This window comes from Streptomyces virginiae, from assembly GCF_040638905.1.
Lineage (GTDB): Bacteria > Actinomycetota > Actinomycetes > Streptomycetales > Streptomycetaceae > Streptomyces > Streptomyces virginiae_B.
The window spans coordinates 16,698-33,164 of record NZ_JBEZYV010000003.1 but is presented as its reverse complement, the minus strand read 5'-3'; the positions used below and the strand labels follow the sequence as shown (position 1 = coordinate 33,164).

Genomic DNA, 16,467 nt, shown 5'->3' with positions numbered 1-16,467 from the left:
ACGGATACCCCGTGCGGTCAGGTACCTCGCGAGTTGGAAGTAGGTCGAGATTGCGATGAGCACTCGATGAGTACGCGATGAGTACGCCCATGAAGTAGCGACGGTCCGGCGTAACCCGGACCTAAAAGGAGCGAAGTGGCTAAGGTCCGGGTATACGAACTCGCCAAGGAGTTCGGGGTGGAGAGCAAGGTCGTCATGGCCAAGCTCCAAGAACTCGGTGAATTCGTCCGTTCGGCGTCCTCGACGATCGAGGCGCCGGTTGTACGCAAGTTGACTGACGCACTGCAGGGGCCCGGCGGCAACGCCGGCAAGTCCGCTGCAAAGCCCGGCGCGCCCCGCAAGGCCGCGCCCGCCAAGCCCGCAGCGCCGTCCCCGGCCGCTGCGGCACGTCCTGCTGCCCCGAAGCCCGGCGCACCGGCCCCCAAGCCGGCCGCTGCCGAGGCCCCGGCCGCAGCACCCGTGACGCCGGCCGCCCCCGGCCCGCGTCCCGGCCCGAAGGCTCCGGCCGCCCCGAAGCCCGCTCCGGCGGCGCCTGTGGCGACCGAGTTCTCCGCGCCTCCGGCGGCTCCGGCCGCCCCGGCGCGCACCGAGCGTCCCGCCGCGGCTCCCGGCCCCCGTCCGGCGCAGCAGCGTCCGGCGGCCCAGGGTGGCCAGGCCGGCGCCCGTCCCGGCGCACCGCGTCCGGCCGGCGCCACTCCCGGTGCCCAGGCCCCGCGCCCCGGTGGCGCGGCCCCGCGTCCGCAGGGCGCCCGTCCGGCCGGTCCCCGTCCGGGCAACAACCCCTTCACCTCTGGTGGCTCCACCGGCATGGCGCGCCCGCAGGCGCCCCGTCCGGCCGGCGCCCCGCGTCCCGGTGCCCCCGGCGCCGGCGGCGGCCAGGGTGCTCCCCGTCCGCAGGGCGGCCCCGGCGGCGCTCCGCGTCCGCAGGGTCCCGGCGGCGCCCGTCCGACCCCGGGCGGCATGCCCCGTCCGCAGGGCGGTGCCCCGCGTCCCGGTGGTGCTCCCGGCGGTAACCGTCCCAACCCGGGCATGATGCCGCAGCGTCCCGCTGCCGGTGGTCCCGGTCCCCGTCCCGGCGGCGGCCCCGGTGGCCGTGGTCCCGGTGCGGGTGGTCCCCGTCCCGGTGGTGCCGGTCGTCCCGGCGGCGGCGGCTTCGCCGGCCGTCCGGCCGGTCCCGGCTCGCGTCCCGCGGGCGGCGGCGGCTTCGGCGGTCCCCGTCCGGGTGGCGGCGGCTTCGGCGGCGGCCCGGCCGGCGCCGGTGGCGGCGGTCGTCCCGGTTTCGGTGGCCGTCCCGGCGGTCCCGGTGCCCGTGGCGGTACGCAGGGTGCCTTCGGCCGTCCCGGCGGTCCGGCCCGTCGCGGCCGCAAGTCGAAGCGTCAGAGGCGCCAGGAGTACGAGGCCATGCAGGCCCCGTCCGTGGGCGGCGTGATGCTGCCCCGCGGCAACGGCGAGACCGTTCGCCTGTCGCGCGGTGCGTCCCTCACCGACTTCGCGGAGAAGATCAACGCCAACCCGGCGTCGCTGGTCGCGGTCATGATGAACCTCGGCGAGATGGTCACTGCCACGCAGTCCGTCTCCGACGAGACCCTCCAGCTCCTCGCCGGCGAGATGAACTACCAGGTTCAGATCGTCAGCCCGGAGGAGGAGGACCGCGAGCTCCTCGAGACCTTCGACATCGAGTTCGGCGAGGACGAGGGCGGCGAGGAGTACCTGCTGCCGCGTCCGCCGGTCGTAACCGTCATGGGTCACGTCGACCACGGTAAGACCCGACTGCTCGACGCCATCCGCAAGACGAACGTCGTCGCGGGCGAGGCCGGCGGCATCACGCAGCACATCGGTGCGTACCAGGTCTCCACCGAGGTCAACGACGAAGAGCGTCGCATCACCTTCATCGACACCCCCGGTCACGAGGCGTTCACCGCCATGCGTGCCCGTGGTGCCAAGTCGACCGACATCGCGATCCTCGTGGTCGCGGCCAACGACGGCGTCATGCCGCAGACGATCGAGGCGCTCAACCACGCCAAGGCCGCCGGCGTCCCGATCGTCGTCGCGGTCAACAAGATCGACGTCGAGGGTGCTGACCCGACCAAGGTCCGCGGTCAGCTGACCGAGTTCGGTCTGGTCGCCGAGGAGTACGGCGGCGACACGATGTTCGTCGACATCTCCGCGAAGCAGGGTCTGCACATCGACTCCCTGCTGGAGGCCGTCGTCCTCACCGCCGACGCCTCCCTCGACCTGCGCGCCAACCCGGAGCAGGACGCTCAGGGTATTGCGATCGAGTCCCACCTCGACCGCGGCCGCGGTGCCGTCGCCACCGTCCTCGTCCAGCGCGGTACCCTCCGCGTCGGCGACACGATGGTCGTGGGCGACGCCTACGGCCGAGTGCGCGCCATGCTCGACGACAAGGGCAACAACGTCGAGGAAGCGGGTCCCTCGACCCCCGTCCTGGTCCTGGGTCTCACCAACGTCCCCGGCGCCGGCGACAACTTCCTCGTCGTCGACGAGGACCGCACGGCCCGCCAGATCGCCGAGAAGCGTGCTGCGCGTGAGCGCAACGCCAACTTCGCCAAGCGCGTCCGTCGCGTGTCCCTCGAGGACCTCGACTCCGTGCTCAAGGCCGGTCTGGTCCAGGAACTCAACCTCATCATCAAGGGCGACGCGTCCGGTGCGGTCGAGGCTCTCGAGTCCTCGCTGCTCCAGCTCGACGTCGGTGAAGAGGTCGACATCCGGGTCCTGCACCGCGGTGTGGGTGCGGTCACCGAGTCCGACATCGCCCTGGCGATGGGCTCCGACGCCATCGTCATCGGCTACAACGTCCGTGCTGCCGGCCGCGCCGCGCAGATGGCGGACCGCGAGGGCGTCGACGTCCGCTACTACTCGGTGATCTACCAGGCCATCGAGGAGATCGAGGCGGCCCTGAAGGGTCTCCTCAAGCCGGAGTACGAAGAGGTCGAGCTCGGTACGGCGGAGGTCCGCGAGATCTTCCGCTCGTCCAAGCTGGGCAACATCGCCGGTGTCCTCATCCGGTCCGGCGAGGTCAAGCGCAACACCAAGGCGCGCCTGCTGCGCGATGGCAAGGTCATCGCGGAGAACCTCACCATCTCCGGTCTGCGCCGCTTCAAGGACGACGTCACCGAGATCCGCGAGGGCTTCGAGGGTGGTATCAACCTCGGCTCCTTCAACGACATCAAGATCGACGACGTCATCGCGACGTACGAGATGCGCGAGAAGCCCCGCGCGTAAGCGCGAGGCGGTTCGCACCGTGTCGTAACTCGTAACACCGGGGCCGGTCGGCGGAATATCCGTCGATCGGCCCCGGCCGTTGCGTGTACGGTTCTGGTGACCCGGCCGCGCGAGCGCCGGGTGATCCTGCCGGGCGACGGCCCGGCAGGCCACCGAACCCGCACCGGCGGGATATCCGGAACTGCATGTACGTGGGGACTCTGTCCTTCGACCTGCTCCTCGGCGACGTCCACTCGCTGAAGGAGAAACGCTCCGTCGTCCGGCCCATCGTCGCCGAGCTCCAGCGAAAGTTCTCCGTGAGCGCGGCAGAGGTGGGCGACCAGGATCTGCACCGCAGGACCCGCATAGGGGTCGCGCTGGTGAGTGGGGACCCGGGGTTCCTCTCGGACGTACTGGACCGCTGCGAGCGGCTGGTCGCGGCACGTCCGGAAGTGGAGCTGCTGTCCGTACGACGGCGCCTCCACGGTGATGAAGACTGATTGCTTGTCTGCAAGAAAAGAAGGAGACGGACCAGTGGCCGACAATGCGCGGGCGAAGAAGCTGGCGGACCTCATCCGGGAGGTGGTGGCGGAGAAGCTGCAGCGCGGTGTCAAGGACCCCCGCCTCGGTACGCACGTGACCATCACGGACACCCGGGTCACCGGCGACCTGCGGGAGGCCACGGTCTTCTACACGGTCTACGGCGACGACGAGGACCGCGCCAGCGCGGCAGCGGGCCTGGAGAGCGCCAAGGGCGTCCTGCGCTCCGCGGTCGGCCGGGCGGCGGGCACCAAGTTCACGCCCACCCTGACCTTCGTCGCGGACGCCCTCCCGGAGAACGCCAAGACCATCGAGGACCTCCTCGAGAAGGCGCGGACCTCCGACGCCCAGGTCCGCGAGGTCTCCTCCGGTGCCCAGTACGCCGGCGACGCCGACCCGTACAAGAAGCCCGGTGAGGACGACGACGAGGACGCAGCCGCGGAATGAGCACCAACGCAGGGAAGACTCCGGACGGCCTTGTCATCGTCGACAAGCCGTCCGGCTTCACTTCGCACGACGTGGTCGCCAAGATGCGCGGGATCGCCAAGACCCGCCGCGTCGGCCACGCCGGCACCCTCGACCCGATGGCGACGGGCGTGCTCGTCCTCGGAGTGGAGAAGGCCACCAAGCTCCTCGGCCACCTCGCGCTCACAGAGAAGGAGTACCTCGGCACGATCCGTCTGGGCCAGAACACCCTGACGGACGACGCCGAAGGCGAGATCACCTCGTCCACGGACGCCACCGGGGTCACCCGGGAAGCCGTGGACGCGGGCGTCGCCAAGCTGTCGGGCGAGATCATGCAGGTCCCGTCCAAGGTCAGCGCCATCAAGATCAAGGGAGTGCGCTCCTACAAGCGCGCACGGGACGGCGAGGACTTCGACATCCCGGCCCGGCCGGTGACCGTCTCGTCCTTCCAGGTGTACGACATGCGGGAGGCGGAGGCCGAGGACGGCACCAAGGTCGTCGACCTCGTCGTCTCCGTCGTCTGCTCCAGCGGTACCTACATCCGAGCCCTCGCCCGCGACCTGGGCGCCGACCTCGGCGTCGGCGGACACCTGACGGCGCTGCGCCGCACGCGGGTGGGCCCGTACAAGCTCGACCGCGCGCGGACCCTGGACCAGCTCCAGGAGGAGCTGACCGTCATGCCGATCGGCGAGGCGGCGGCCGCGGCCTTCCCTCGCTGGGACCTGGACGCCCGGAGGGCCTCGCTGCTCGCCAACGGCGTGCGGATCGACATGCCGGAGGAGTACGGGGACGGCCGCACGGTCGCGGTCTTCGGGCCGCAGGGCCAGCTGCTCGGGCTCGTCGAGAGCAAGAACGGGAAGGCGAAGTCCCTCGCGGTCTTCGTCTGACCGTTGACGTGGAGCGGTGAGCGCACCTGCCGTGCCGCTCACCGCTCCACGACCCCCCTCGGATAGGTCTCTATCCACCCGGACCCCGCTTTTCACCCGTCCGAGCAGGCGCTCGGAGTGAATGGAGGGAGCGTAAGGGGGCGCGTTCGCCGCATGTGCTTCTCGGGAATTCGTCAGGATCTGCGATCCGGTCGGGCGGGGGCGCGGCAGCGGCTTCGTCGCGGACGACCACGCAACGGTCGTCACCAGTCACCAGTCAGCAGTCACCGGTCACGAGGCCGTCGTCGGCCTGGCCCGGGTGCTGGCGCACTGGCTCATCCGGCGCTGGCCCTCGTCCGCACGGACAGGCTCGGGGTGCGACGCCGGTGGCGCAGCGCGAGGCGATCGAACCGGGGACCTACGTACGACTGCGCAGCCGCTGCTCTGCGCCTGGTTCGGCTCCGGCCGCCGGCTGGGCGGCCGCCCCGGCGCCATCGCCGCGCACCCCCGCGCCGACGAGCTGCTCGCCGTACTCGCCGAGGAGGAGCCCTCCGCCCCGTGCCGTGCCGTGGACCGCTGGGCCCACGACGAACGGCCCGGGCGCCGGGTCGCGGCCGCCGCCTACGGTCTCGCCACCGCCCCGCGCGTACGCACCGCCGCCGACCGGGAGCTGCTCGCCCGGCCCGCGGACGTCACCCAGCCCGCTACCTCCCCGACGCCCTCGCGTCCTTCGCCGATCCCGATTCCGATCCCGGCTGCCCGCCGCGGCGCTGGTTGCGACCCTGCCCGTACTCCCGTACCAGGACGCGGTGTTCGCCGCCCTGCGGGCCCGAGCCGACGGGGAGGTGCTCCGCGCCCTGGCCGCACCGACGACGCCGGAGCCGGCCCGGCGCGCGGCCGGGTTCGTACGCGAGCACCTCGCACGCGCCCCGGGGGCGCGCCGCACGGCGCCGCCTTCGTGGACCGGCGGCTGGAGCAGGGGCCGGCCGCGGGTTGCCGCGCTGCGCCCGCTGGTGCTGGACCTGATGCGGACCGCGCCGGCCGGGGTACGGGCCGAGCTCGCCGCCGTACTGGGCGCGCCGGCCGGGGAGCCCTCCTACGCGCTGCGCGGTGATCCGGCCGAGGTGCTGCTGCGCGAGGAGACCGATCCGCTGGTGCCGGACGCGTTCCTCGGGGCGGTCGCGGCGGGGGCATCGACGCGCCCGGAGGGCCGTACGCGGGAGCCGCTGCGCCGCACCGGGCGGCAGCGGCCGCGGGCCCCCGGCGGCCCGGCGGTCTTCGAGCGGCGGACGGTGGAGACCCTCAGCAGGGCCGCCGCGGAAGTGGCCTGAAGATCCGCGCTGGCGGCCCGGCGGGCCCCTCCGGCCCGGATGCCGATGCGTGGCACCGGCCTCCGGCATGGCAGTCTTAGACCTGCAATCGGCAATCAGTTCAAGGACCAAGCGGGTTCGGGCGAGGAGCGGTCACAGTGCAGCGCTGGCGTGGCTTGGAGGACATCCCCCAGGACTGGGGACGCAGCGTCGTCACCATCGGCTCCTACGACGGCGTGCACCGGGGACATCAGCTGATCATCGGACGGGCCGTGGCCACGGCACGCGAGCTCGGCGTCCCGTCCGTCGTCGTCACCTTCGACCCGCATCCGAGCGAGGTCGTCCGCCCCGGCAGCCACCCGCCGATCCTGGCTCCGTACGACCGGCGCGCCGAGCTGATGGCCGGGCTGGGCGTGGACGCGCTGCTGATCCTGCCGTTCACCGCCGAGTTCTCGCAGCTGTCCCCGGCCGACTTCATCGTGAAGGTGCTCGTCGACAAGCTGCACGCCCGGGCCGTCATCGAGGGCCCGAACTTCCGCTTCGGCCACCGGGCCGCGGGGAACGTCGACTTCCTGCGCGAGCTGGGCTCCACGTACGACTACCAGGTCGAGGTCGTGGACCTGGTGGAGCGCGGCACGGCGGGCGGCGGCGTGCCGTTCTCCTCGACGCTGGCGCGTCGGCTGGTCGCCGAGGGCGACATGGAGGGTGCCGCCGAGGTCCTGGGCCGCCCGCACCGCGTCGAAGGCGTGGTGGTGCGCGGAGCGCAGCGCGGACGTGAGCTCGGCTACCCGACGGCGAACGTCGAGACGCCTCCGCACACGGCGATCCCGGCCGACGGGGTCTACGCGGGCTGGCTGACGGCGGACGGCGAGCGGATGCCCGCGGCCATCTCGGTGGGGACGAACGTGCAGTTCGACGCGACCGAGCGGACGGTGGAGGCGTACGCGATCGATCGGCTCGGGCTGGACCTGTACGGAAAGCACGTGGCCGTCGACTTCCTCGCGTACGTGCGCGGGATGGCGAAGTTCGAATCGCTGGACGGGCTGCTGGAGGCCATCGCGGACGACGTGAAGCGGGCGCGGGTGCTGACCGACACGTACGACGCCAAGCGCTGACGCGAGTACGGGCGAGGGCCCGTACCGCCCCGGATCCGGATCGGACCCGCGGGTGGTACGGGCCCTCGCCCGTTGTGCTGCTCGGTGCGGCGGCCGTCAGCCGAGGCGCGGGTCGCGCGGCGGCTGCTGGGGCTGCTGCGGCGGGGCGGCCGGCGGCTGCTGCCAGGGCTGGCCCGGCTGGGGGTAGGGCTGCCCGTAGGGTCCCGGCTGCTGCGGAGGCTGCTGGTACGGGGGCGGGCCCTGCGGCTGACCGTACGCCTGGGGCTGGGGCTGCGGCTGGTGGTGCTGCGGCTGGTGGGGCTGGTGCGGCTGCTGCGGTGCTCCCCAGTGGTTCTGCGGGGCCTGCTGCTGGGCCCGCAGGAAGTCCTCGGCCACCAGGGCGGAGAGGTTGAAGTACGCCTCGCGGGTCTTGGGCCGCATCATGTCGAGGTCGACTTCGGCGCCGGCCGCGAGGTGCTCGTCGAAGGGCACCACGACCACACCGCGGCAGCGGGTCTCGAAGTGCTGCACGATGTCCTCGATCTTGATCATCTTGGCCGTTTCGCGCACCCCCGAGATGACGGTGAGGGAACGGGAGACCAGGTCCGCGTAGCCGTGGGCGGAGAGCCAGTCGAGGGTGGTACTGGCGCTGCTGGCACCGTCCACCGACGGGGTCGAGATGATGATCAGCTGATCGGCGAGGTCGAGGACGCCGCGCATGGCGGAGTAGAGGAGACCGGTGCCCGAGTCGGTGAGGATGATCGGGTACTGGCGGCCCAGCGTCTCGATGACGCGGCGGTAGTCCTCGTCGTTGAAGGTCGTGGAGACCGCGGGGTCCACGTCGTTGGCGATGATCTCCAGGCCGGAGGGTGCCTGCGAGGTGAACCGGCGGATGTCCATGTACGAGTTCAGGTACGGGATCGCCTGGACCAGGTCCCGGATCGTCGCGCCGGTCTCGCGGCGGACGCGGCGGCCGAGGGTGCCGGCGTCCGGGTTCGCGTCGATGGCCAGGATCTTGTCCTGGCGCTCGGTGGCGAGGGTGGCGCCGAGGGCGGTCGTGGTCGTGGTCTTGCCGACGCCGCCCTTGAGGCTGATGACGGCGATGCGGTAGCAGGACATCACCGGGGTGCGGATCAGCTCCAGCTTGCGGCGGCGTTCGGCGTCGGCCGCCTTGCCGCCGAAGCGGAAGAGGCCGCCGCCCGCGCCGTTGTTGTTGCTCTTGGGCTTCTGCTTGTTGCGCAGCAGCCGGTCAGAGGACAGCTCGACGGCGGCGGTGTAGCCGAGCGGCGCGCCTGCGCCGGTGGGCGCGGCCGCGTACCGGGGGTCGTGCGGCTGCGGCTGCGGCTGCGGTTGGGGCTGGGGAGGCTGCTGCTGACCGGGGCCCGCGCCCCACTGCCCGCCGGCGCGCGGGTCGTACTGCGGCTGCGGCTGCGGAGGCTGGGACTGCTGCGGGGCGGGCGCGGGAGCCGGCGGCGGGAAGCCGTAGCCCTGGTTGGCGAACGCGGGCGGCAGCGGCGGAAGTTCACCGGGAGGCGCCCCGAACGGGCTCTCCGTCGAGGCCGGAGCCACCGGCTGCTCGGCGGCGGGCGGCACGGGGACCCCCTCGGCGGGGGTGGCCCGCGGGCCCGCCCAACCGGCGGAGGAGGCCTCGGCCTCGGCCGGGGGAGTGGCGGGGAGCGGCTCGGGAGCGGGCGGCAGGTCCGCGAACGGTGCGGGCGCGGCGTCGGCCGGCTCGGGGGCGGCAGCCTCGGCGGCCGCCGTGAACGACGCGACCGGCGCCGGCGCATCGGGAGCCGGGGGTACGGCGTCGAACGGGGCGGGCTCGGGCGAGGCCGCCGCAGGGGCCGCGTCGGCAGGAGCGGGCGCGGGAGCCGCAGCCGGGACCGCAGGGGCGTACGGCAGCTCGGGAGCCCCGACCGGCGCCGACGCCTCGGGCGCCGCAGGGGCGGGCTCGAACGGAGCCGGAGCCGGCGCCTGGGCAGGAGCAGCAGCCGCGTACGGGAGCTCGGGCGCCGCGATCGGCTCGGGTGCTGCCTGCGGCGGCTCGTCGGCCGGAGCCGGGGCAGGGGCGACGGCCGCGTACGGCAGCTCGGGGGCCACGATCGGCTCGGCGGTCGGCGTCGGGGCCGGAGCCGCGTACGGCGGCTCGGGGGACGGAGCGGGGGCCGGGAGGGCCGTGTCGGGCGTGGCCGCGAGCGGGAACGGCGGGGCCGTGCCCGCACCGTCGGACGGGGTCCGCGGCGCCGGCGGAGCGATCCGCATCGTCGAGGGCGACTCCAGGTCCGACGGGCGGTGCGGCTCGAAGCCGCTCCCCTCCGGCAGCCCCGGCACCTGCGCGGCCGCGGCCGGCGGCGCACTCTGCGTGTACCAGGCCGGCGGTGTGTAGTCGATGGTGAACTCGCCCGTCATCTCGGGCTCCGCGTCGGACTGATCGTCCGTCGGGACGTCCCACGTCCCGCCGCGCCTCTCGTTCCGATCGCCGTTCACTGGTCCTCCTGGTATGTCGAACACTGCTCCGGCGCCCACCCACGCCGCGCCGACGTCCAGCCTAATCGGGGCGCGTCGCCCCTGTCCGCCGCGTCCCGTTCCACGGGGAGGGCGCGCGGCGCGTCAGTCGATGCGGCGCGCCGCGCCCAGCAGGCCGGTCTCCGCCTCGGTCCCCTGGGTCATCACGAACTGCCGGTCCCGCGGGGTGCACCACAAGGTCACCCCGTCGCCCAGGGTCGGTAGCGAGCCCACGGCCTGACGCGGCAGCCGCATCAGGCGGCCGATCTGCTCCGCCTCGTCCGGGGACACGCGCTGAACGCCCACCAGCGACGACTGCTGGAGCAACCGCGGCGCCGTGGGGCTCAGATACGGCAGCAGGGTCAGCACCGACTGCCACGGCCCGGCCACCACGCGACCGCGCGGCGGCCGCATGCCGCAGTCGCGGATCACCAGTACCGGGCTGCCCGCGGACGCGCCCTGCGGCGGTATCCGACCCACCTCGTGCAGGGTCACGCACTGCTGCCCGCCGCCCGCGGCCTGGGCCAGCCCGGACCACACCTGCCCGCGCCCGGTCTCCACCGCGACCCGCGCACCCGTGGCCGCCGCGCGCAGCGCAAGCACCTGCGCCGTCCACAGGCCGCCGATCAGCGTCACCTCGTACGGCGTCGGCCGGTTGATGCCGAGCACCGCCGAGCGGCCCTCGGCGTCCACGCCGATGACGACCCCGTCGTCCCCGACGGGCACCGCCAGCGCGTCCAGGTCCGCCGCGGGCACCACGTGCCGCTCCCGCCGCGGGCCGACCAGCCCGAATCCGCCCCTCATCGCGCACCTCCCAGCGGCAGCGAAGCCAGCAGCCCCGGAACCTGTTCGCGGTCGAGCCGGACCAGCCCGGTCTTGACGCCCCGCGCCGTCCTCTCCAACTCCCGCCGTGCCGCGACCAGTTCCTCGTCGCTGCGGCCCGTCACCCGTACGTGTCCGGTCAGGGTCACGCCCTGCCGCTCCGCAGGGGCCATCGTCAGGCTGAAGTTGGTGGCGAGGGCGGGCAGGGAGGTCAGCAGGGCCACGAACTGCGGCAGCGCCGCCGCCCCGGCGCCGCCCAGCTGCGGCCAGCGGCCTATCCAGTACGTCGTGTGCCGGCGGTCGTCGCAGCGCCAGGTCCGCGAGGTCTCCTCGGTGCGCCGCCCGGTGCTGGCCGACCGGCCGGCCTGGGTGATCGCCATCGGGTTCGCGCACGAGGACGTGGCCAGCGCCGCCGTCAGCTCCTGCTCGGTGAGCACGGTGGCCTTGAACCCGGCGCCGGTCAGCCGGCTCGCCAGCTGGTCCGCGGCGCGCACCACGCACCGCTGCGCGCCCGCCAGCCCTCCGCCGCGGGCAGTGACCGCCTCGGGGCACAGCTCCGGGTCCAGCTTGAGCGCGATCCAGGTCAGCCGCACCGCGGGCGTGCCCGTACGGGCCTGCAGCGGGGCGTAGTTGCGCGCGGCCATCGCCCGTTCCGGCAGGTGCGGCGCCGGCGCCGGCTGCGTGTGCTGCACCAGCTGCGCGGACTCCAGCCGGATGCCGTCCACTTCGAGGATGTCCCGTACGACGCCGAGCGGCAGCGGCCGCGCCGCCCGGTCGGGCCGCAGCGCGGTGGCGTCCGTGTCCACCTGGACCACCGCGGTCAGGAAGGTCCCGTCGCCGACCATTCCGACGGGGCGCCGGTCGCGGTCGCTGAAGGTCAGGGTGCGCAGGGCCGGATCGGCCTCGACCAGCGGCGCGAGCCCCGGTTCGGTGCCCGCGGGCACGGCGCCGGAGGCGGCCCGGCGGCGCCGTGCGCGCAACGACAGCGCGCTGCCGATCCACTCCGGCAGGGAGCGCTGGTGGCGGCGTACGACCGCGAGGACCACCAGGACGAGCGCGAGCACGCCGACGGGGACCAGGAGCAGCGGCTCGACCACCCACGCCACGAGCAGCCCGGCCGCCGCGACCTGGAGCAGTACGAGTTGTTGCAGTCGGAACGGACCGAAGCGGCCCGGGCTCGACTTCGGGTGCGGCGTCACCCCGCCGCGTGCGGGTGCGGGCGCGCCGGTCTGCGGCTCCGTCGCCGTGGCCATCACTCGCGCACTTCCCCTCTCCAGGGTCAGACCTCCTGAGTTCCGGCGCTGCGCGACACCCGTCGCGGGACCCCGGAATCTCCCCAATCCACCCCAACAAGCCCTGATTACCCCGGTGTGGAAGGCCCTGAGCGGCTGCCTCACCCTACCCGGCCCCTGCATACCGTTCGTCAAGAGGCATAGTAGGTGCCCGGTCCGACAATCGAGGCCCGGGGACCGTACTCACCGGCCGGGCCGTGCGGGGAGAAGCAGACGGTCATGGCATCACGACGTGATGAGCTCAACGCGTACACCTTTGCGAAGCGGCGGACGGTGGCCGCGTTCCTCCAGCCCTCCGCCACGGGTACCGAAGAGGGCGCGCCCCGCCCGCTGCGCGCGGTCCTCCCGGGGGTGGTCGTGGGAGCCCTCGTGCTCGCCGGGTTCGGTGCCTGGGGCATGTTCAAGCCCACCGCCCCCAAGGGCTGGGACGAGCCCGGTACGAAGGTCATCGTCGGCAAGGAGTCGACGACCCGCTACGTGGTCCTGACGACGAAGGTGGGCGGCAAGGACCAGACGCGCCTGCACCCGGTGTTGAACCTCGCCTCCGCCCGACTCCTCCTGGATCCGCAGAAGTTCAAGGTCGTACAGGTCGAGGACAAGGTCCTCGACGCGGGCAAGCCGCCGCGCGGCCCCATCATCGGCATCCCGTACGCCCCCGACCGGCTCCCCTCCAAGGCCGAGGCGGCCAAGGCCAAGCGCTGGGCGGTCTGCCAGCAGCCGGGCGGCAACGGCCGCGGCGTGCAGAGCGCCACCTTCGTCCTCGCGGACCGCGAGGCGTCCGTGACGGACGACGCCCGCAGGCTCACCGACACCCAGGCGCTCTACGTGGAGAGCACCGGGCCGGGCAAGGAGCGCTATCTGGTCGACGCGACCGGCACCAAGTACAAGTTCCCCGAGGGCACCCCGGCCGCCGGAACGATGACCAACGCCCTGGTCGGCACCGGGGCCACTGCGCAGCAGGTCGGCCCGCAATGGCTCGGAACCCTCAACTCCGGCGACGACCTGTCCTTCCCGGCGATCCCCGGCAAGGCCGGCGCCAACGCCGACGTCAAGGGCCTGTCCACCGCCGACAACAAGGTCGGCATGGTGCTCAAGGCCCAGACCGGCTCCGGCACGCAGCACTACGTGGTCCTCCCCGGCAAGGTGGCGCCGGTCTCCGACTTCGTCGCCTGGCTTCTGATCTCGGCGCCCGCGACCGACGGCCTCAACATGCACGGCAAGGCCCGCGAGGTCGACCTCCAGTCGCTCGACCCGGACGCCACCCCGTTCGCCGGCGAGGTCAAGTGGCCGCAGAAGAAGACCGAGCGGATCAACCAGACGACTCCGCCCGCCGGCACCGGGGCGAGCGGCTCCCACAACCGCGACACCGTCTGCAACGTCCTGCGCTCGGTCGACGGCCAGGGCAACCAGACGCTGAGCACGTGGGCCGGCACCGGCTACCCCGTCGACATCACCGCCAGCGGCACGAGCGCGTACGTCACCCCGGGCTCCGGCCTGCTCTACACCCAGGTGCAGGGCAAGCAGACCACGGCCGGCGGTTCCCTCTTCCTGGTCACCGACACCGGCCTGCGCTACGCGGTCCAGGCCAACGGCGACAGCGACAGCGAGCAGTCCAAGATCGGCGCCCCCGACCAGTCCAAGACGGGTGGGGACGGCCGGCCCGAGGCCAGCCAGGCGCAGGTCAGGCTCGGCTACGGCGGCGTCGCCCCGGCCATGGTGCCCATCGCGTGGTCGGAGTTCCTCTCCAAGGGCCCCCGGCTGGACACCAACTCCGCGCGTCAGCCCCAGGGTTCGTGAGGAGGCCGCCGATGTCCCCCTACCGCGAACCCCGGCGCGCACTCCTGGCCGCCGCCTTCGCCCTCACGCTGACCGCCGCGGGCGCGGCCGGTACGGGCTCCGCTGCCGCCGCCGCGCCGCACGCCCCGTACGCCCTGCGCCTCGACGGGGCGGGGGAGTGCACCTTCCCCATGAAGAAGCAGATCGCGGACCGCCCCTGGGCCCTCCAGCGCCTCCTGCTCGACGAGCTGTGGGCGCAGACCAAGGGCAAGGACAAGAACGGCGCGAGCGTCCGGGTCGCCGTCATCGACACCGGTGTGGACCGGACGAACCCCCAGCTCAGCGGCGCCCTCGACGTCGGCGCGGGCAAGGACTTCGTCGACCCCAAGGGCGGCGACGGCACGACCGACACCGTCGGGCACGGCACCAAGGTCGCCGGGCTGATCGCGGCCCGCCCCCAGGAGGGCACCGGCTTCGTCGGCCTGGCCCCTGACGCCACCGTCATCCCCATCCGGCAGAACGACGGGCAGGGCAAGGGCAACGCCCTCACCCTGAGCCAGGCGATCGACCACGCGGTGGCCAAGGGCGCCCAGGTCATCAACATCTCGCAGGACACCGACGTCCAGCTGTCCGCGGACTCCGAGCTCGGCAAGTCCGTCCAGAAGGCCGTCGCCGCCAACATCGTGGTCGTGGCCTCGGCGGGCAACGACGGCATGAGCGGCCAGAAGCGCAAGACCTATCCGGCCGCCTTCCCCGGCGTCCTGGCCGTCGGCGCCTCCGACCGCAACAACGAGCGCGCCGTCTTCTCCCAGCCGGGCGACTTCATCGCAGTGGCGGCGCCCGGCGTGGACATGGTCTCCACCGTCCCGGGCTTCGGCCAGTGCATCGACAACGGCACCAGCTTCTCCGCGCCCTACGTCGCCGGGCTCGCGGCCCTGCTGCGCGCCGAGCACGGGGACTGGTCCGCGCAGCAGATCGTCTGGCAGATCCAGAACACGGCCGAGCGCGCCGTCAACGGCCGTGACGACTACGTCGGTTGGGGCGTCGTCGACCCGGTCCGCGCCATCAGCCAGGACCAGGAGGCCCCCAGGGCCCCCGTCCCGGACCCGGGTCCGCCCCCGGCGACGGCACCGCAGGCCGCGCCCCTCGCGCTCACCGAGACGGCCCAGGAACGGCAGGAGCGCTACGGCACGTACGCTCTGGGCATCGGCGCCGTCCTGATCGCCGTCATCGCGGGAACGGCCACGGTCGTCCGTGATGCCCGGAGCCGCCGACGTCGTTTGCAGTGAACAGTCACAGTTCGTCTAAGGAAGCGGCCCACCGGTGTTGGGACTGCTTCACGAACTGACTAGAGTGACACCAGGCTTCACGAGTGTGATCGGGGGATCGCGTGAAGCGGAGGGGGACGGCCCGGAGCGCGTGGCACAACATCCGCGCCAGGTACGCCCGCCCCGCTGCGCAATCCGTCGGTTCTGCCGGCGAATTGAGAAGTGAGGAGCTTCGATGAGCACGAACACCTTCGGACTTGCGGACGATCCGGTCGTCAAGGCGAAGAACAGGATCCAGGAGACGGGAGCCGCCGTCTCCCGGCAGGCCCGCGAGCTTGCCGACATCATCGCCACCGTGAGCGCCGGCTGGACCGGTGTCGGCGCCTCGGGCTTCGTCAAGGCGCAGACGACGCTCAACGACAGCCACGACGAGATCCGCCGGCTGCTCGGCGTCCTGCACAACGCCGTGGCGCAGACGAAGAACCTCACCAACGCCCAGGACGACGAGGTGCTCGCCGCGTTCAACCAGGCCGTCCAGGCGACGTCGGCCCCGGCTCCCGGCCCCCGTTCCGCGCTCGACGGCGTCTGATCGACGCCCCTTTCCACTTCGGCCGCAGCGAGAAGGAGAAGAACATGACGGCGAACGACGGGACCCGGGTCCGGTACGAGACCGTTCAGCAGATGGCGGACCGCATCCGGGTCGTCTCCGGGAACATCCTCAAGGACCTGGACCAGATGGAGCAGGCCGTGAAGGTCGTCACGGACACCTGGGACGGTGAGGCGCACCAGGAGTACGTCAACCTCCAGAAGAAGTACAAGGCCAAGGCCGACACCATGCACGCGGAGCTGGAGAAGGTCGCCAAGCTCATCGAGCGCGGCAAGGACGACTACCGCGCCACCGACAAGCGGGCCTCGACCCTCTTCACCGAGGCCTACTGAGCCCGGCGGGGACCCGGGTCCCCCGGGTCCCGAAACGCGGAAGGGGCGCACCCGTACCGGGCGCGCCCCTTCCGCGTCTCCTGCCGCCCCTCAGGGCTGGTGGCGGTCCAAGTCGAACTCACCGTCCCTGGCACCGAGTACGAAGGCCTCCCACTCGGCGGCCGTGTAGCGCAGCACCGTCTCCCGGTCCAGCGAGGACCGCATCGCCACCGCCCCGTCGGGGAGCCGCGCGATCTCCACCCGCTCCTCGTCCGGGCTGGTCCCCGGCGGCCCTTCCCACTCCACACCGCTGATGTCGAGCGCGTACAGCTCGTCCTTCTCCTGCTGGGTGCCCATGAGCGGCCTTTCCCTCGGTGGTGCGGTCTTCC

General features: G+C 73.0%; 14 protein-coding genes. 10 read left to right on the top strand and 4 right to left on the bottom strand.

Annotated elements, in window-relative coordinates:
* The first annotated feature begins 135 nt into the window (after positions 1-135).
* The 6 genes from infB (at position 136) to AB0F82_RS05985 (ending at position 7,518) form a co-directional block, all read left to right on the top strand.
* The gene (gene infB / locus AB0F82_RS06010; protein WP_362624472.1) at positions 136-3,243 is read left to right on the top strand and encodes a translation initiation factor IF-2; all 3,108 of its coding nucleotides are present in this window, start codon (positions 136-138) and stop codon (positions 3,241-3,243) included.
* A 185-nt stretch (positions 3,244-3,428) separates the two neighbouring features.
* Positions 3,429-3,722: a DUF503 domain-containing protein gene (locus tag AB0F82_RS06005; RefSeq protein ID WP_356814360.1), complete on the top strand. Its 294-nt coding sequence runs from the start codon at positions 3,429-3,431 to the stop codon at positions 3,720-3,722.
* 34 nt (positions 3,723-3,756) lie between these two features.
* Positions 3,757-4,209 carry a 30S ribosome-binding factor RbfA gene (gene rbfA / locus AB0F82_RS06000; protein WP_031148855.1) on the top strand — a complete coding sequence of 151 codons (453 nt, stop codon included), beginning with the start codon at positions 3,757-3,759 and terminating at the stop codon, positions 4,207-4,209.
* Positions 4,206-5,114 carry a tRNA pseudouridine(55) synthase TruB gene (gene truB, locus AB0F82_RS05995; protein ID WP_356814358.1) on the top strand — a complete coding sequence of 303 codons (909 nt, stop codon included), beginning with the start codon at positions 4,206-4,208 and terminating at the stop codon, positions 5,112-5,114. The genes rbfA and truB overlap by 4 nt, the downstream gene beginning before the upstream one ends.
* A gap of 788 nt (positions 5,115-5,902) precedes the next feature.
* Positions 5,903-6,424, top strand: coding sequence for a hypothetical protein (locus AB0F82_RS05990; RefSeq protein WP_362624469.1), 522 nt, complete (start codon positions 5,903-5,905; stop codon positions 6,422-6,424).
* Between the two features lie 137 nt (positions 6,425-6,561).
* Positions 6,562-7,518: a bifunctional riboflavin kinase/FAD synthetase gene (locus AB0F82_RS05985; RefSeq protein ID WP_356814356.1), complete on the top strand. Its 957-nt coding sequence runs from the start codon at positions 6,562-6,564 to the stop codon at positions 7,516-7,518.
* A 96-nt stretch (positions 7,519-7,614) separates the two neighbouring features.
* Here the strand turns inward: AB0F82_RS05985 and AB0F82_RS05980 are convergent, their stop codons facing one another.
* From AB0F82_RS05980 to eccE, 3 genes are all read right to left on the bottom strand, one after another.
* The gene (locus tag AB0F82_RS05980; RefSeq protein ID WP_362624466.1) at positions 7,615-9,984 is read right to left on the bottom strand and encodes an SCO5717 family growth-regulating ATPase; all 2,370 of its coding nucleotides are present in this window, start codon (positions 9,982-9,984) and stop codon (positions 7,615-7,617) included.
* Positions 9,985-10,107: 123 nt separating this feature from the next.
* On the bottom strand, positions 10,108-10,806 hold the full coding sequence (locus tag AB0F82_RS05975) for a hypothetical protein (RefSeq protein WP_356814352.1): 699 nt from the start codon (positions 10,804-10,806) through the stop codon (positions 10,108-10,110).
* Complete coding sequence (gene eccE / locus AB0F82_RS05970; protein ID WP_362624464.1) at positions 10,803-12,077, bottom strand: type VII secretion protein EccE; 1,275 nt, start codon at positions 12,075-12,077, stop codon at positions 10,803-10,805. Before eccE ends, AB0F82_RS05975 begins: the two co-directional genes overlap by 4 nt.
* Before the next feature lie 258 nt (positions 12,078-12,335).
* Here eccE and eccB point away from each other — a divergent pair, with 258 nt between their 5' ends.
* From eccB to AB0F82_RS05950, 4 genes are all read left to right on the top strand, one after another.
* Positions 12,336-13,913 (top strand): type VII secretion protein EccB, encoded by a 1,578-nt coding sequence (gene eccB, locus AB0F82_RS05965; protein WP_362624462.1) that lies wholly within the window; start codon positions 12,336-12,338, stop codon positions 13,911-13,913.
* Positions 13,914-13,924: 11 nt separating this feature from the next.
* Positions 13,925-15,181, top strand: a complete 1,257-nt coding sequence (mycP, locus tag AB0F82_RS05960; protein ID WP_362624460.1) for a type VII secretion-associated serine protease mycosin — start codon at positions 13,925-13,927, stop codon at positions 15,179-15,181.
* 214 nt (positions 15,182-15,395) lie between these two features.
* The gene (locus AB0F82_RS05955) at positions 15,396-15,749 is read left to right on the top strand and encodes a WXG100 family type VII secretion target (protein ID WP_356814344.1); all 354 of its coding nucleotides are present in this window, start codon (positions 15,396-15,398) and stop codon (positions 15,747-15,749) included.
* 44 nt (positions 15,750-15,793) lie between these two features.
* Positions 15,794-16,099 carry a WXG100 family type VII secretion target gene (locus tag AB0F82_RS05950; protein WP_356814342.1) on the top strand — a complete coding sequence of 102 codons (306 nt, stop codon included), beginning with the start codon at positions 15,794-15,796 and terminating at the stop codon, positions 16,097-16,099.
* 90 nt (positions 16,100-16,189) lie between these two features.
* Here the strand turns inward: AB0F82_RS05950 and AB0F82_RS05945 are convergent, their stop codons facing one another.
* Complete coding sequence (locus tag AB0F82_RS05945) at positions 16,190-16,435, bottom strand: DUF397 domain-containing protein (protein WP_030767305.1); 246 nt, start codon at positions 16,433-16,435, stop codon at positions 16,190-16,192.
* Positions 16,436-16,467: the final 32 nt, after the last annotated feature.

What these genes read in the sequence shown, in the direction of transcription:
- eccE (WP_362624464.1), bottom strand. Translation starts at nt 12,077, where the DNA reads ATGGCCACGGCGACGGAGCCGCAGACCGGCGCGCCCGCACCCGCACGC.
- AB0F82_RS05945 (WP_030767305.1), bottom strand. Translation starts at nt 16,435, where the DNA reads ATGGGCACCCAGCAGGAGAAGGACGAGCTGTACGCGCTCGACATCAGC.
- truB (WP_356814358.1), top strand. Translation starts at nt 4,206, where the DNA reads ATGAGCACCAACGCAGGGAAGACTCCGGACGGCCTTGTCATCGTCGAC.
- AB0F82_RS05955 (WP_356814344.1), top strand. Translation starts at nt 15,396, where the DNA reads ATGAGCACGAACACCTTCGGACTTGCGGACGATCCGGTCGTCAAGGCG.
- AB0F82_RS06005 (WP_356814360.1), top strand. Translation starts at nt 3,429, where the DNA reads ATGTACGTGGGGACTCTGTCCTTCGACCTGCTCCTCGGCGACGTCCAC.
- AB0F82_RS05950 (WP_356814342.1), top strand. Translation starts at nt 15,794, where the DNA reads ATGACGGCGAACGACGGGACCCGGGTCCGGTACGAGACCGTTCAGCAG.
- AB0F82_RS05975 (WP_356814352.1), bottom strand. Translation starts at nt 10,806, where the DNA reads ATGAGGGGCGGATTCGGGCTGGTCGGCCCGCGGCGGGAGCGGCACGTG.
- eccB (WP_362624462.1), top strand. Translation starts at nt 12,336, where the DNA reads ATGGCATCACGACGTGATGAGCTCAACGCGTACACCTTTGCGAAGCGG.
- mycP (WP_362624460.1), top strand. Translation starts at nt 13,925, where the DNA reads ATGTCCCCCTACCGCGAACCCCGGCGCGCACTCCTGGCCGCCGCCTTC.